13 protein-coding genes are annotated in these 14547 nt (G+C 59.8%); 5 read left to right on the top strand and 8 right to left on the bottom strand.

Going from position 1 to position 14547, the window contains the following annotated elements:
- Positions 1–172 precede the first annotated feature (172 nt).
- From fba to tkt, 6 genes are all read right to left on the bottom strand, one after another.
- Positions 173–1237 carry a class II fructose-bisphosphate aldolase gene (gene fba, locus MEB48_RS19620; protein WP_007894938.1) on the bottom strand — a complete coding sequence of 355 codons (1065 nt, stop codon included), beginning with the start codon at positions 1235–1237 and terminating at the stop codon, positions 173–175.
- Between the two features lie 248 nt (positions 1238–1485).
- Positions 1486–1818, bottom strand: a complete 333-nt coding sequence (locus tag MEB48_RS19625; RefSeq protein ID WP_237885614.1) for an MliC family protein — start codon at positions 1816–1818, stop codon at positions 1486–1488.
- A 56-nt stretch (positions 1819–1874) separates the two neighbouring features.
- The gene (locus MEB48_RS19630) at positions 1875–2096 is read right to left on the bottom strand and encodes a hypothetical protein (protein ID WP_237885615.1); all 222 of its coding nucleotides are present in this window, start codon (positions 2094–2096) and stop codon (positions 1875–1877) included.
- Between the two features lie 34 nt (positions 2097–2130).
- Entirely contained in the window at positions 2131–3294 is a 1164-nt protein-coding gene (locus MEB48_RS19635; RefSeq protein WP_007894933.1) for a phosphoglycerate kinase, read from the bottom strand.
- A gap of 25 nt (positions 3295–3319) precedes the next feature.
- Positions 3320–4381 (bottom strand): erythrose-4-phosphate dehydrogenase, encoded by a 1062-nt coding sequence (epd, locus tag MEB48_RS19640; RefSeq protein ID WP_237885616.1) that lies wholly within the window; start codon positions 4379–4381, stop codon positions 3320–3322.
- A 163-nt stretch (positions 4382–4544) separates the two neighbouring features.
- Entirely contained in the window at positions 4545–6542 is a 1998-nt protein-coding gene (gene tkt, locus MEB48_RS19645) for a transketolase (RefSeq protein ID WP_237885617.1), read from the bottom strand.
- A 273-nt stretch (positions 6543–6815) separates the two neighbouring features.
- On the opposite strand from tkt, the gene MEB48_RS19650 reads away from it, so the two are divergent.
- The 4 genes from MEB48_RS19650 (at position 6816) to MEB48_RS19665 (ending at position 11436) form a co-directional block, all read left to right on the top strand.
- On the top strand, positions 6816–7811 hold the full coding sequence (locus MEB48_RS19650) for an ArsR/SmtB family transcription factor (protein ID WP_237885618.1): 996 nt from the start codon (positions 6816–6818) through the stop codon (positions 7809–7811).
- Positions 7812–7829: 18 nt separating this feature from the next.
- Positions 7830–9020: a methionine adenosyltransferase gene (gene metK, locus MEB48_RS19655; RefSeq protein ID WP_095052562.1), complete on the top strand. Its 1191-nt coding sequence runs from the start codon at positions 7830–7832 to the stop codon at positions 9018–9020.
- 250 nt (positions 9021–9270) lie between these two features.
- Positions 9271–10950, top strand: a complete 1680-nt coding sequence (gene ligB, locus MEB48_RS19660; protein ID WP_237885619.1) for an NAD-dependent DNA ligase LigB — start codon at positions 9271–9273, stop codon at positions 10948–10950.
- Positions 10951–11040: 90 nt separating this feature from the next.
- Complete coding sequence (locus MEB48_RS19665; RefSeq protein ID WP_237885620.1) at positions 11041–11436, top strand: DUF1090 domain-containing protein; 396 nt, start codon at positions 11041–11043, stop codon at positions 11434–11436.
- Positions 11437–11500: 64 nt separating this feature from the next.
- Here the strand turns inward: MEB48_RS19665 and MEB48_RS19670 are convergent, their stop codons facing one another.
- Entirely contained in the window at positions 11501–11950 is a 450-nt protein-coding gene (locus MEB48_RS19670; RefSeq protein WP_237885621.1) for a c-type cytochrome, read from the bottom strand.
- Between the two features lie 128 nt (positions 11951–12078).
- Here MEB48_RS19670 and mltA point away from each other — a divergent pair, with 128 nt between their 5' ends.
- Positions 12079–13263: a murein transglycosylase A gene (gene mltA, locus MEB48_RS19675; RefSeq protein WP_237885622.1), complete on the top strand. Its 1185-nt coding sequence runs from the start codon at positions 12079–12081 to the stop codon at positions 13261–13263.
- Positions 13264–14147: 884 nt separating this feature from the next.
- On the opposite strand, the gene MEB48_RS19680 is transcribed toward mltA, so the two are convergent.
- Positions 14148–14531, bottom strand: coding sequence for an MAPEG family protein (locus tag MEB48_RS19680; protein WP_237885623.1), 384 nt, complete (start codon positions 14529–14531; stop codon positions 14148–14150).
- Positions 14532–14547 lie beyond the last annotated feature (16 nt).

Raw genomic sequence — 14547 nt, forward strand, 5'->3', positions numbered from 1 at the left:
GCTAACACTTCCCCTTGCCGGGTGTGTAGAGGACTTCCACCTCCAAGTCATCCAACTCATCACCATAATGAGCTGAACAGCGCCAGTCACGGCGCTACGCGCCATGCCTGGCGCACCATAAAAAAAACCGCCTCTCGGCGGTTTTTTTATCAACGCAGCTTAACGCTCAGGCTCAATTCACCTTAGCGTTCAACTCACCCTTCAAATACCGCTGATACATCGCTTCCAACGAGATCGGCTTGATCTTCGAAGCATTCCCCGCCGTACCAAACTGCTCATAACGTGCGATACACACATCACGCATCGCAGTCACGGTCGCACCGAAGAACTTACGCGGATCAAACTCGCTAGGATTGGTAGCCATCAAACGACGCATCGCACCAGTGGAAGCCAAACGCAGGTCAGTATCGATGTTGACCTTGCGCACGCCGTGCTTGATGCCTTCGACGATTTCTTCAACCGGCACGCCGTAGGTTTCTTTAATGTCGCCGCCGTACTGGTTGATGATCGCCAGCCACTCTTGCGGTACCGAAGACGAACCGTGCATTACCAAGTGGGTGTTCGGGATGCGTTTGTGGATTTCCTTGATGCGGTCGATGGCCAGCACGTCGCCGGTAGGCGGCTTGGTGAACTTGTAGGCGCCGTGGCTGGTGCCGATGGCGATGGCCAGGGCATCGACTTGGGTGCGCTTGACGAAGTCAGCGGCTTCTTCCGGGTCGGTCAGCATTTGGCTGTGATCCAGAACGCCTTCGGCGCCGATGCCGTCTTCTTCACCGGCCATGCCGGTTTCAAGCGAACCCAGGCAACCCAGCTCGCCTTCTACCGAAACGCCGCAGGCGTGAGCCATGGCTACGGTTTGTTGGGTAACGCGGACGTTGTAGTCGTAGTCGGTCGGGGTCTTGCCGTCTTCGCCGAGGGAACCGTCCATCATTACCGAGCTGAAGCCCAGTTGGATCGAGCGCTGGCAGACGTCAGGGCTGGTGCCGTGGTCCTGGTGCATGCACACCGGGATGTGCGGAAATTCTTCGATTGCCGCCAGGATCAGGTGACGCAGGAACGGTGCGCCGGCGTATTTGCGAGCACCGGCCGAAGCCTGGACGATCACCGGGGAGTCAGTCTTGTCAGCGGCTTCCATGATGGCGCGCATCTGCTCAAGGTTGTTGACGTTGAAGGCTGGAACGCCGTAGCCGAACTCGGCTGCGTGGTCCAGCATCTGGCGCATGCTGATAAGTGCCATTGTGTGTGTCTCTCCCGGTTGAGGGTCGTTAATCGTGCCAGCCTGCCGTAGCGGCGGCGGCTATTCAAGTTATTGCAGATCGGGGGTTGGCCCGGGCTGCGGATTCTGTAAATACTCGACTCATCCCCTGTAGGAGCCGGCTTGCCGGCGAAGGCGTCTTCAAAGACACCGTTGGCCTCGAGGGCCTCTTCGCTGGCAAGCCAGCTCCTACAGGTATTTCGTTAGCCTCTTCGCTGGCAAGCCAGCTCCTACAGGGTCTTGCAGCCGCGGCCAATCAAATCATTGGTGGCGACCCAGTACACCAGGCCTTCCTCACCTTTTACGTGAAACGCCAACATGTCGTTGCTGTACAGCGAACCTTCGGCACCCGGCTCCAGCTTCAAGCGGTAGACCTGATCGGCACCGCCCAGGCGAACGTCGACTTCCTTGCGGCTTATGTCAGTGTAGCGCCAGAGCACTTTGGCCTGACTGTCGCAGGTCCAGGTGGTCCAGCTGTCCGCTGGCTCGGCAGCGTTGAACAGGTTCAAATTGGCGCAACCTGCCAGCAATACCAGTGCCGCAACGGCAATAAAGCGTTTCATCCATGTTCCTCGACTGACAGCGCACGCCGCCTGCCTTGAGTAAAGAGTCAGACCCCTCAAGGGCAACCATGTTCCTTGGCCGGGTTTTGTGTCTCGTATTTGTCCAAGCCATCCGGCCCGGAACGCTTGTTGATCACCGGGTTGGTTTCCGCCTGCCAATCGGCCTGGTAGCAGCCTTTTTCCGGCGCACGCGGCTCGGGTTCCGGCGTGGCTTTCGGGTTACTCCCGCAAGCCGCCAGCGAACCCGCAACGATCAACAGCGCTATGGTCTTGACCATGTAAACACTCCTTTGCCCGGCCAAATGGACGGCCTCAGGCCTTGGCCCGGCTTTCCAGAACTTCAACGGCCGGCAGCACTTTGCCTTCGACGAACTCGAGGAACGCGCCGCCGCCGGTAGAAATGTAGGAGATCTGCTCGGCAACGCCATATTTATCGATGGCCGCCAGGGTATCGCCACCGCCTGCGATGGAGAACGCCGAGCTTTCGGCGATGGCCTGGGCCAGCACTTTGGTGCCGTTACCGAACTGGTCGAATTCGAACACGCCCACCGGGCCGTTCCACAGAATGGTCTTGGACGACTTCAGCAGCTCGGCGAAATTCGCCGCGGTCTGTGGACCGATGTCCAGGATCATGTCGTCTGCGGCCACGTCGGCAATCAGCTTGACGGTCGCAGTCGCGCTTTCAGCGAATTCCTTGGCAACCACCACGTCCACCGGCAATGGCACGCTGACCTTGGCGGCGATTTCACGGGCGGTGTCCAGCAGGTCCGGCTCGTACAAGGATTTGCCGACCGGGTGACCGGCAGCCGCCAGGAAGGTGTTGGCTATACCGCCACCGACGATCAGCTGGTTGCAGATCTGGCTCAGGCTGTTCAGTACGTCGAGTTTGGTCGACACCTTGGAGCCGGCAACGATGGCGGCCATTGGCTGAGCCGGGGCGCCCAGGGCCTTGCCCAGTGCGTCCAGTTCGGCGGCCAGCAGCGGGCCAGCGGCAGCGACTTTGGCGAACTTGGCCACGCCATGGGTCGAACCTTCGGCGCGGTGAGCAGTGCCGAAGGCGTCCATCACAAACACGTCGCACAGGGCGGCGTATTGCTTGGCCAGTTCGTCAGCGTTCTTTTTCTCGCCCTTGTTGAAGCGCACGTTTTCGAACAGAACGATGTCGCCGGCTTTCACGTCGACGCCGCCCAGGTAATCGGACACCAGCGGCACTTCGCGGCCCAGCGCCTTGCTCAAGTAGTCGGCGACTGGCTTGAGGCTGTTCTCGGCCGAGAACTCGCCTTCGGTCGGACGGCCAAGGTGCGAGCAGACCATCACGGCCGCGCCTTTTTCCAGGGCCAGCTTGATGGTCGGCAGCGAAGCCAGGATTCGCGCATCGCTGGTGACAACACCGTCCTTGACTGGGACGTTGAGGTCTTCGCGGATCAGTACGCGCTTACCTTGCAGATCGAGGTCGGTCATCTTCAACACGGTCATGGGTCGCAATTCCTGGATAGCTGTTTTAGAGAGCAGGTTTTGGTTGTGGTGCAGCTGTTTGCAAATAGTGTTCTGCAACGTCCAGCATTCGATTGGCAAAACCCCATTCGTTGTCGAACCAGGCCAGGATGTTCACCAGCCGAGGGCCGGAAACGCGGGTCTGGCTGGCATCGACGATGGCCGAATGTGGGTCATGATTGAAATCACAACTGGCGTGAGGCAACTCGGTGTAGGCCAGAAGGCCTTTGAGCGGACCATGAGTGGCGGCCTCGCGCAGAATCCGGTTGACCTCGGTGGCGTCGGTATCACTTACGGTCTGCATCGTAATGTCGAGACAGGACACGTTAACCGTCGGCACCCGCACGGCTTTGGCCTGAATTCGCCCGGCAAGTTCCGGCAGCAGGCGTTCGATGCCTCGCGCCAGACCAGTGGACACCGGAATCACCGACTGGAACGCCGAACGGGTGCGGCGCAGGTCTTCGTGGTGATAGGCGTCGATCACCGGCTGATCGTTCATCGCCGAGTGGATGGTGGTGATCGACACGTATTCCAGACCAATGGCCTGATCCAGCAGGCGCAACAGCGGCACGCCGCAGTTGGTGGTGCAGGAAGCGTTGGATACCAGCAGCTCGTCGCCGGTCAGGCAATCCTGATTCACACCGTAGACGATGGTGGCGTCGACATCCGCCTCGCTGGCCATCGGCTGGGAAAACAGCACCCGTGGCGCACCGGCGTCGAGAAAACGCTGGCCATCCTGACGGGTGTGGTAAGCGCCGGAGCACTCCAGCACCAGATCGACGCCCAGTGACGCCCAATCGATGCCTTCGGGGGTGGCACTGCGCAAGACCTTCACGCAGTCACCATTAATATGCAGACAATCGCCCTCGACCCTCACTTCGCCGGGAAAGCGCCCGTGAGTGGAGTCGAAGCGTGTCAGGTATTCGATGCTGGCCATGTCAGCCAGATCGTTGATCGCGACAATTTCAAACCCGGCCGTCGAGCCTCGCTCAAACAACGCACGCAAGACGCAACGACCAATCCGGCCGTAGCCGTTGAGTGCAACTTTGTAAGGACGCGGTTGAGGCATGGGGGTTCTCGATTAGGCGCAAGTACGACACAACCCTTGTAGGAGCTGGCTTGCCAGCGAAGAGGCCATCAGGTTCAACATTGTCGTCGACTGAACAGACGCCTTCGCTGGCAAGCCAGCTCCTACAGAGGACCGCGGTGGTCGTGAAACCACCGCGTCGTGCTTAGTCTTCCAGCAGCTCTTCAGCCTGACCCAGGATGTTTTCCAGGGTGAAGCCGAATTCTTCGAACAAGGCAGGCGCAGGCGCCGACTCGCCGTAGGTGGTCATGCCGATCACGCGACCTTCCAGACCCACGTACTTGTACCAGTAGTCCGCGTGGGAGGCCTCGATGGCGATACGCGCGCTGACCTGCAATGGCAGAACCGCTTGCTTGTAGCCGGCGTCCTGGGCTTCGAAGACGCTGGTGCACGGCATCGAAACAACACGCACCTTGCGGCCTTGCTCGGTCAGTTTGTCGAAGGCTTGAACAGCCAGGCCGACTTCCGAACCGGTGGCGATCAGGATCAGTTCAGGCTCGCCCGCGCAGTCTTTCAGCACGTAACCGCCACGCGCGATTTCTTCGACCTGGATCGCATTGCGCGTCTGGTGCTGCAGATTCTGACGGGAGAAGATCAGTGCCGACGGACCGTCGTCACGCTCCAGAGCGCATTTCCAGGCCACTGCCGATTCAACGGCATCGGCTGGACGCCAGGTGTCGAGGTTCGGCGTGCAGCGCAGGCTGGCCAGTTGCTCGATCGGCTGGTGAGTCGGGCCGTCTTCGCCCAGACCGATGGAGTCATGGGTGAACACATAGATGATGCGTTTCTTCATCAACGCCGACATGCGCACTGCGTTGCGGGCGTATTCCATGAACATCAGGAAGGTCGCGCCGTAAGGCACCAGGCCGCCGTGCAGGGCTACGCCGTTCATGATCGCGCTCATGCCGAACTCGCGAACGCCGTAGTACATGTAGTTGCCACTGGCGTCTTCGGCGGTGACGCCTTTGCAACCTTTCCACAGGGTCAGGTTGGAACCGGCCAGGTCAGCCGAACCGCCGAGCAGTTCCGGTAGCAGCGGGCCAAACGCGTTCAGGGCGTTCTGGCTGGCTTTACGGCTGGCGATGGTTTCGCCCTTGGCGGCGACTTCAGCGATGTAAGCAGAAGCTTTTTCAGCGAAGTCAGTCGGCAGATCACCGCTCAGACGACGAACCAGTTCGTTGGCCAGCTCCGGGAAAGCAGCGGAGTAAGCAGCGAAACGCTGATCCCATTCGGCTTCGGCAGCGCGACCGGCTTCCTTGGCATCCCACTCGGCATAGATGTTGGCCGGGATTTCGAACGGGCCGTGGTTCCACTTCAGTGCTTCGCGGGTCAGGGCGATTTCCGCGTCACCCAATGGGGCGCCGTGGCAGTCTTCCTTGCCTTGCTTGTTCGGCGAACCGAAGCCGATGGTGGTCTTGCAGCAGATCAGCGTCGGCTGCTCGCTTTTGCGCGCTGTTTCGATGGCGATCTTGATTTCTTCTGGGTCGTGACCGTCAACGTTGCGGATCACTTGCCAGTTGTAGGACTCGAAACGCTTCGGCGTGTCATCGGTGAACCAGCCTTCGACTTCGCCGTCGATGGAGATGCCGTTGTCATCGTAGAAGGCGATCAGTTTGCCCAGACCCAAGGTACCCGCCAGAGAGCTGACTTCGTGGGAAATACCTTCCATCATGCAGCCATCACCCAGGAACACGTAGGTGTGGTGATCGACGACGTTATGGCCGGGACGGTTGAACTGCGCCGCCAGAACTTTTTCCGCCAAGGCGAAACCCACGGCGTTGGCCAGGCCTTGGCCCAGTGGACCGGTGGTGGTTTCAACGCCCGGCGTATAACCGAATTCCGGGTGACCCGGAGTACGGCTGTGCAGCTGACGGAAGCTTTTCAGGTCATCGATCGACAGGTCGTAGCCGGTCAGGTGCAGCAGCGAGTAGATCAGCATCGAACCGTGACCGTTGGACAGCACGAAGCGGTCACGGTCGGCGAACGATGGATTGCTCGGATTGTGCTTCAGGTAATCACCCCAAAGTACTTCGGCAATATCCGCCATACCCATAGGGGCACCGGGATGGCCGCTGTTGGCTTTTTGCACGGCATCCATGCTGAGGGCACGAATGGCATTGGCACGCTCACGACGGCTGGGCATCGCTGTTCTCCTGCGGGTACTGAATCGAGAATGAATAAAACGAAACGGAAAAAAGGCGAGCATTTTCCCTCACCCGGACGCCTCGGGGCAATGACAGATAGTCATCCGAAGGCGTTTTTCCAACGGATAACGATGTATTCGGCTGATGAAACCTTTCCGCTGTTCGTTTACTGACTGAACCTAACGTCAAGAAGTGCCATCTATCGAGCAATATCAAAACTTTTTGATATTGCCCTTGCGGTGATTTCCGGGCGTCACTAGACTGCTGGCCTTATGAATTTACGCGTGCCTTCCATTCGACATGACGATTGCGATGAGCTGGCGGCCCTGTGCAAGGCCGGCGGCGATCCTCTGCGGCTGAATGTTTTGCGCGCGCTGGCCAACGATTCGTTTGGCGTACTGGAACTGGCACAGATCTTCAGCATTGGTCAGTCCGGCATGAGTCATCACCTCAAGGTTTTGGCCCAGGCCGATCTGGTGGCGACCCGCCGTGAAGGCAATGCGATTTTCTATCGTCGCGCCCTGCCCCACACCGATCTGTTGGGCGGCAAGCTGCACGCCGCGCTGCTGGAAGAAGTGGATAACCTGACCCTGCCGACTGACGTTCAGTCGCGGATCGGTCAGGTCCATGGACAACGGGCGGCGGCCAGCCAGGACTTTTTCTCACGGGTCGCGGAGAAGTTTCGCGCCCAGCAAGACTTGATCGCCGGCCTGCCGCAATACCGCGAAAGCGTGGTGGCACTGCTCGACAAGCTGAGTTTCGGCCCTGGCGCCACAGCCATCGAAGTGGGTCCCGGCGATGGCAGCTTTCTGCCGGAGCTGGCACTTCGTTTCACTCAAGTCACGGCGTTGGACAACAGCCCGGCGATGCTCGATCTGGCCCGTCAGGTCTGTGAACGTGAAACGCTGGCGAACGTCAGCCTGCAATTGGCCGATGCATTGAACGGTGTAAGCCTCAAGGCTGATTGCGTTGTACTGAACATGGTACTGCACCATTTCGCCGCACCGGCCGAAGCGCTCAAACGCATGGCCGACTTGCTGCAACCAGGCGGCAGCCTGCTCGTAACAGACTTATGCAGCCACAATCAGAGTTGGGCCAGGGAGGCCTGCGGTGATCTCTGGTTGGGGTTTGAACAGGACGATCTGGCCCGTTGGGCCACCGCTGCGGGACTCGTTCCCGGGGAAAGTCTCTATGTAGGCTTACGTAATGGTTTCCAGATTCAGGTCCGCCATTTTCAGCGACCGGCTGGCGACACTCACCATCGGTAAATTCAGGAAAAAATCGAGATGAGCGAATACTCCCTCTTCACCTCCGAGTCAGTGTCCGAAGGGCATCCGGACAAAATCGCCGACCAGATTTCCGATGCGGTGCTGGACGCCATCATTGCTGAAGACAAGCTCGCCCGCGTGGCGTGCGAAACGCTGGTGAAAACCGGCGTGGCAATCATCGCAGGTGAAGTCACCACGTCGGCCTGGGTCGATCTGGAAGACATCGTCCGTAACGTGATTCTCGACATCGGCTACAACAGCTCCAATGTCGGCTTCGACGGTGCAACTTGCGGCGTGATGAACATCATCGGCAAGCAGTCCCCTGACATCAACCAGGGCGTTGATCGTGCCAAGCCTGAAGACCAGGGCGCCGGTGACCAGGGCCTGATGTTCGGCTACGCCAGCAACGAAACCGACGTGCTGATGCCAGCACCGATCACCTTCTCGCACCAGTTGGTTCAACGTCAGGCGGAAGCCCGTAAATCCGGCCTGCTGCCTTGGCTGCGCCCGGACGCCAAGTCGCAAGTGACTTGCCGTTACGAAGGCGGCAAGGTTGTCGGTATCGACGCCGTTGTACTGTCGACCCAGCACAACCCTGAAGTGTCCTACAAAGACCTGCGCGAAGGCGTGATGGAACTGATCGTCAAGCACGTATTGCCTGCCGAGCTGTTGTCCAAAGACACCCAGTTCCACATCAACCCGACTGGCCAATTCATCATCGGTGGCCCGGTGGGCGACTGCGGCCTGACCGGTCGCAAGATCATCGTCGACAGCTACGGCGGCATGGCCCGTCACGGCGGTGGCGCGTTCTCCGGCAAGGATCCATCGAAGGTTGACCGTTCGGCGGCCTACGCCGGTCGTTACGTGGCCAAGAACATTGTCGCTGCTGGCCTGGCCGAGCGCTGCGAGATTCAGGTTTCCTACGCAATCGGTGTTGCCCAGCCTACATCGATTTCGTTGAACACCTTCGGCACCGGCAAAATCAGCGACGACAAGATCGTCAAACTGGTTCGCGAAGTGTTCGACCTGCGTCCATACGCGATCACCACCATGCTCGACCTGCTGCACCCGATGTACCAGGAAACCGCTGCGTACGGCCACTTCGGTCGCACCCCGGCCACCAAGACCGTGGGCGACGATACGTTCACCACCTTCACTTGGGAAAAAACCGACCGCGCCGACGATCTGCGCGTCGCGGCTGGCCTGTAAGACTTCCCCGGCGGTACCCAAAGCCCCGCACGGTTCGCCGTGCGGGGCTTTTTATTGCCCGCGTCGTTTGTAGGAGCGAGGCTTGCCCGCGAAGAACGATAATGCGGTCCTTCAGAAAGACCGCGTCAACTTCTTCGCGGGCAAGCCTCGCTCCTACAAGTTGCGTCGACACATACTGAAAAACAGTCGCCTCGTCATTGTGGAAATCCGTCCTAGCCTTCAAGCATCCCACTGAGCAAGGACGCTCTCGATGCTGCCCGACCTGCGCCTGTTTTTTTCCTTCCTGCTGACCTTCGCCTGTCTGACTACCAATGCCGCCGAATGCCCCGACTGGCAGCCCGCCCGCGCGCAGGAAGAAATCACCACCCTGCAATTGCAAATCGATCGTTGGGACGACAGCTACCACCGTGAAGGCCACTCGCTGATCGCCGATGAACTCTACGATCAGTCCCGCGCGCGACTGACCGAATGGCGCGAGTGCTTTGATTCAGGGCTTTCCGCCGAACCATTGCGTACGGCCGGCGGCACGCTTGCCCACCCCATCGCCCACACCGGCCTGGAAAAGCTGCGCGATGGGCGCGCCGTCGAAACCTGGCTAAAAGATCGGGGCGAGGTCTGGATTCAGCCCAAGGTCGACGGCGTGGCCGTGACGTTGATCTATCGCAACGGCTGGCTGCAACAGGCGATCAGTCGGGGTGACGGGGTAAAGGGTCAGGACTGGACTGCCTCGGCGCGCCAGATCGCTGCCATCCCTCAAAAGCTTTCGCAGCCGCTGGATCTATTGTTGCAAGGCGAACTCTATTGGCGCCTGACTGAACACATACAAGCCCAGGCCGGCAGCCTCAATGCCCGCGCCACGGTGGCCGGGTTGATGGCGCGTAAAGCGCTGAGCCCTGAGCAAGCCGCCGGTATCGGGCTGTTTGTCTGGGACTGGCCGCAAGGCCCGAAAAACCTGCCGGCCCGCGTCGCTGCTCTGGATGAGTTGGGGTTCCCGAGCACGGCGCTCTACAGTCAGCCGATCAAGGCATTTGCCGATGCCGAGCACTGGCGCGATCACTGGTATCGCTCGCCCCTGCCCTTTGCCAGCGATGGGGTCGTCTTGCGTCAGAGCCAACGCCCACCGGCCGAGCGCTGGCAGGCGAAAGCGCCTTACTGGAGCGTCGCCTGGAAATACCCTTTTGCCCAAGCGCTGGCCGAAGTTCGCAAGGTCCACTTCAAGATCGGGCGGACGGGCCGGATCACACCCGTGCTGGATCTGGCACCGGTGATGCTCGATGACCGGCAAATCAAGCGCGTGAGTGTCAGCTCCCTGCAACGCTGGGAAGCCCTGGATATTCGCCCGGGCGATCAGGTCGCCATCAGCCTGGCGGGGCTGACCATCCCCAGACTCGATGGTGTCGTATTGCGCAGCACCGAACGTCCTGATTTGAACGTACCGCTGGCAGCAGACTTTCATCCGTTAAGCTGCTGGCAACCGACACCAGGATGCGAAAGCCAATTCCTCGCACGCCTGAGCTGGCTCAGCGGCAAACAGGGGCTGGCCTTGCCTCATGTCGGGCCGGGCACTTGGGAGAAACTGCTCAAGGCAGAACGCCTTGGTAACCTGCTCGATTGGTTAACCCTCGATGAGCAAGAGCTTGCTACCATTGACGGCTTCGGTGAGCGCAGCAGTGCTCGTCTTTTGAACAGTTTCAACAGCGCCCGGCAACGCCCGTTCGCTCGCTGGCTCAAAGCCCTGGGCTTGCCGCCGACAGGCCAGGCACGCCTCGCCGACTCATGGCAGGCGCTGGCGCAACGAAACACCGAACAATGGCAGGCCGAAGCCGGCATTGGCCCGGGACGCGCAGCGCAATTGAGCGCATTTTTCCGCGACCCGCAGGTCCTGGCCTTGAGTGAAACATTACGGGTTGCCGGAATTGAGGGTTTCTAGCTGCCAGCCCTGCCTGAGAACCGGGAACCCAAAGGGGCCGATGCGCTCAAACAGCCCATCGCTACATCGATTTTTTCACCTGGAGCTTTTATGAAACTTCTTTCACCGCTCGCCTTGTTGACCCTGTGCAGCGTGATGGCCGCTCCATTGATGGCCGCCGAAGACGCACCTGGCCTGACCGGCTGCGCCGCCAAAAAACAAGGCATCATCAACCAGATCGAACTGGCCAAGTCCCGCGGCAACGCCGATCAACAGGCGGGCCTGGAAACCGCCCTGAGCGAAGTCACCGCCCATTGCACCGACGCCTCCTTGAAGAAGGAGCGGGAAAACAAGGTGCTCGAGGCCAAGCACGAAGTCAGCGTACGTCAGGCCGATCTCGACAAGGCGATGAAAAAAGGCGACGCCGAGAAAATCAACAAGCGCAAAGAAAAACTGGCGCAATCGCGCAAGGAAATGCAGGAAGCGCTGGATGAGCTGGACAAGTAGGAGCTGGCTTGCCAGCGAAGCTTTTGACAGTCTCAAAAACCATTCACTGGCCCAACTCCTACAATCAATGATCCCGAAACTCTTTATGGCACGCACTACAGGCATCTTCGACTTTCTGCACCGCCGGCCCCAGGTTGCTGACCTTGTAAGGCTGAACCTTACTGGCGATCACCAGTTCACCGGTGGCACCTTCAAGGGTTCGGGCCATCTCCTGGAAACGTGCCTGCTTCTGCCAGACATCATCCTTGGCGCTGGTGTGATCGTCTTCGCGTACCTGCGGGAAGTGTTTCCACGGCTCATGGGACAAAGTGTCGAGCTTCACGGCACCCTCAGCGAATTTCGGACCATCGAATGGAATACGTCCACGCAACATGCCGCCCAGGTCTTCGCCGGCCTTGAGCATCTGCTTGAAGATCGTCTTGCGCTGACCCAGTGGCGAATTCGGATCGACACCGCCGCAGGCGGACAAGGTCAGGCAGGCCAGCAATAAAACAAAAAGTCTTTTAAGAGTCATGGTGGCTTCAGGTCACTGGAAACGGCGGCCAGTATCCTCGCGTCACCGGCAAAGACCAATAGCCCTATTATCAATACGGGTTGTTTGAGCGCATGGAGCACTCAGGCAACCGACAAAGGAATTACTCCATGAACAGCCGTTTCAAGGCATGGCGTCACAATCTGGCCTGGACCCTTCCGATGGTGGCCGTGCTGGCAGGTTGCACCGGCGGCGATAGCAGCAAACCAAAAACCCACGCCCTGGCGACCTACTCCAGCGCCACTTGGGAAGCGCTTCCGGCGGTGTCCGACAACGACCTCGTCGCCGGCTTCGGCTCGTGGCGCAGCGCCTGCACCCGACTCAAGGCCGACCCGGTCTGGGGCGGCACCTGTGCGGCTTCCGCCAATGTGCAGCCAAACGCCAATGACATCCGCGGTTTCCTCAAACAGAACCTGGACGTCTATGGCCTGCGTGCCGCCAATGACAACCCCAACGGTCTGATCACTGGCTATTACGAACCGGTGTACCCCGGCAGCCTGACTCAAACCGAGGACGCCAACATCCCGGTCTACGGTGTGCCAGAGGACATGATCATCGTCTCGCTGGACAGTATCTACCCGGAACTCAAAGGCAAGCGCCTGCGCGGACGACTCGAAGGTCGCGTACTCAAACCGTACGACGATGCGGCAACCATTGAAACCAAAGGCGTGAAGGCACCGGTAATTGCCTGGCTGACCGACCCGATGAACCTGCAGTTTCTGCAAATCCAGGGCTCAGGGCGTATCCGGCTTGATGACGGTCGTCAGTTGCGCATCGGCTACGCCGACCAGAACGGCCATCCCTATCGCCCTATCGGCCGCTGGCTGGTGGACCAGGGTGAGCTGAAGAAAGAAGACGTGACCATGGCCGCCATCGATAATTGGGCCAAAGCCAATCCGACGCGCATTCCCGAACTGCTCGGTAGCAATCCCAGCTACGTGTTCTTCAACCGCAACCCCGACAGCAATGAAGGGCCGCGCGGCTCGCTGAATGTACCGCTGACCGCAGGTTATAGCGCGGCGGTGGACCGCAAGGTGATTCCGCTCGGCAGTCTGTTGTGGTTATCGACCACACGCCCGGACGGCAGCGCACTGGTGCGCCCGGTGGCAGCTCAAGATACTGGCGGCGCAATTGCCGGCGAGGTCCGCGCGGACCTGTTCTGGGGCACGGGCGATGCGGCCGGGCAATTGGCCGGCGACATGAAACAGCAGGGTCAGATCTGGATGCTGTGGCCAAAAGGGGCGGCGTTGCCGCAAGTGCCTCAAGTTGCCGATGCGGTTAAAGCCAGCCCTTGAATTCAACAGCGATGGCCATGGGTATCTATACATGATGGTGGGGTACATATCCGTTGCTGCGGTCATGGCGGCTGGCGGTTTCGCTTTTACAGCGAGTCACTTTCGAAAAGCCTGCGCGGCCCGGCGGAAAGTAACCAAAGCGCTCTTGCCCCTGTCGTTCGGTGCCTCGCCTGGGCTCGGCATGCCCTCGCTCCGGTCCTGCTCCGTGGGCCCGCCGCGATCGGCCATCCCTGGCCGTGCGCGGCTAACCCGGCATCCATGCCGGGTTGCCCACTGCGCAGAACCTCCACTCGGCCTCTCGAGGCGGCGGTGCATCAAGATCAACAGCTGCAGGCGAGCTAACGCTCGGCCTGTTGAGTGGTGAGAAGCAGAGTGGATGGGGGCTGATTTTTGTGGCTGGCTTGTCGGGTCGCCGCATCGCTGCGATGGCGGCCTGTCAGCCGACGGATCTTCCCCGAATGTACCCCGTCCAACTGTGTGGGCTTGCTCGCGAAGCTGTTGATCTTGCCGTTGCCGTTGCTTTGGCTTTTGATCCTGATCTGCTTGCCCCTTTTCCCAGAGGCCGAACGCAGGCGTTGTGCAGGGGGCACCGCGGCAGGGATGCCGCGGTAGCTGCCCCCGGCCATGGATTGCCGATGGCAGCGGGCCCCCGGAGCAATGCCGGAGAGAGGGCATGCCGAGCCCAAGCGAAGCACCGAATGGCGGGGCAAGAGCCCTTGGTTACTTGGGGCTTTTCCAAGTGACTCGCTGTAAAAGCGAAACCGCCAGCGGCCGTGACCGCAGAAATGGATATGTACTCCAAAACACCAGGCCCCGGCAGAGAGTCTCTGTAGCTCACAAAGATACCCATGCCGCGATGAGGTCAGTAAAAAACCGAAGTAACGTCAAACCGAAACCACAAAAAAGCTGACGATCAACCCCGCCCCCACAAACCACACCAACGATCGCAAAATCGCCCAGTCCGCCAGATAGCAAATGATGTACAGCAGCCGACTGGTGATAAACAACACCGCCAGTACATTGATCGTCACCAGTTCGGCATTGCCAGCCAGATGCGCCACGATCACCGCCGCCGCAAACGCCGGGGTCACTTCAAAACTGTTCAGTTGCGCCGCATGCGCCCGCTTGCCCATGCCTTCCAGGGAATCGAGAAATCCCCGAGGGTCATGGTTGTGTCTAAGCCCGTACCCGCCACTGACCTTGGCGATGCCTATGCACAAGTAAGGCAAGCAGATCGCAATCAAAATGCACCACAGAGCAACCGTCATAACGCAGTCCCTTCTT

Origin of the sequence: Pseudomonas sp. PGPR40 (assembly GCF_022014505.1) — a bacterium.
Taxonomy (GTDB): Bacteria; Pseudomonadota; Gammaproteobacteria; order Pseudomonadales; family Pseudomonadaceae; genus Aquipseudomonas.

What these genes read in the sequence shown, in the direction of transcription:
- fba (WP_007894938.1), bottom strand. Translation starts at nt 1,237, where the DNA reads ATGGCACTTATCAGCATGCGCCAGATGCTGGACCACGCAGCCGAGTTC.
- MEB48_RS19625 (WP_237885614.1), bottom strand. Translation starts at nt 1,818, where the DNA reads ATGAAACGCTTTATTGCCGTTGCGGCACTGGTATTGCTGGCAGGTTGC.
- MEB48_RS19630 (WP_237885615.1), bottom strand. Translation starts at nt 2,096, where the DNA reads ATGGTCAAGACCATAGCGCTGTTGATCGTTGCGGGTTCGCTGGCGGCT.
- MEB48_RS19635 (WP_007894933.1), bottom strand. Translation starts at nt 3,294, where the DNA reads ATGACCGTGTTGAAGATGACCGACCTCGATCTGCAAGGTAAGCGCGTA.
- epd (WP_237885616.1), bottom strand. Translation starts at nt 4,381, where the DNA reads ATGCCTCAACCGCGTCCTTACAAAGTTGCACTCAACGGCTACGGCCGG.
- tkt (WP_237885617.1), bottom strand. Translation starts at nt 6,542, where the DNA reads ATGCCCAGCCGTCGTGAGCGTGCCAATGCCATTCGTGCCCTCAGCATG.
- MEB48_RS19650 (WP_237885618.1), top strand. Translation starts at nt 6,816, where the DNA reads ATGAATTTACGCGTGCCTTCCATTCGACATGACGATTGCGATGAGCTG.
- metK (WP_095052562.1), top strand. Translation starts at nt 7,830, where the DNA reads ATGAGCGAATACTCCCTCTTCACCTCCGAGTCAGTGTCCGAAGGGCAT.
- ligB (WP_237885619.1), top strand. Translation starts at nt 9,271, where the DNA reads ATGCTGCCCGACCTGCGCCTGTTTTTTTCCTTCCTGCTGACCTTCGCC.
- MEB48_RS19665 (WP_237885620.1), top strand. Translation starts at nt 11,041, where the DNA reads ATGAAACTTCTTTCACCGCTCGCCTTGTTGACCCTGTGCAGCGTGATG.
- MEB48_RS19670 (WP_237885621.1), bottom strand. Translation starts at nt 11,950, where the DNA reads ATGACTCTTAAAAGACTTTTTGTTTTATTGCTGGCCTGCCTGACCTTG.
- mltA (WP_237885622.1), top strand. Translation starts at nt 12,079, where the DNA reads ATGAACAGCCGTTTCAAGGCATGGCGTCACAATCTGGCCTGGACCCTT.
- MEB48_RS19680 (WP_237885623.1), bottom strand. Translation starts at nt 14,531, where the DNA reads ATGACGGTTGCTCTGTGGTGCATTTTGATTGCGATCTGCTTGCCTTAC.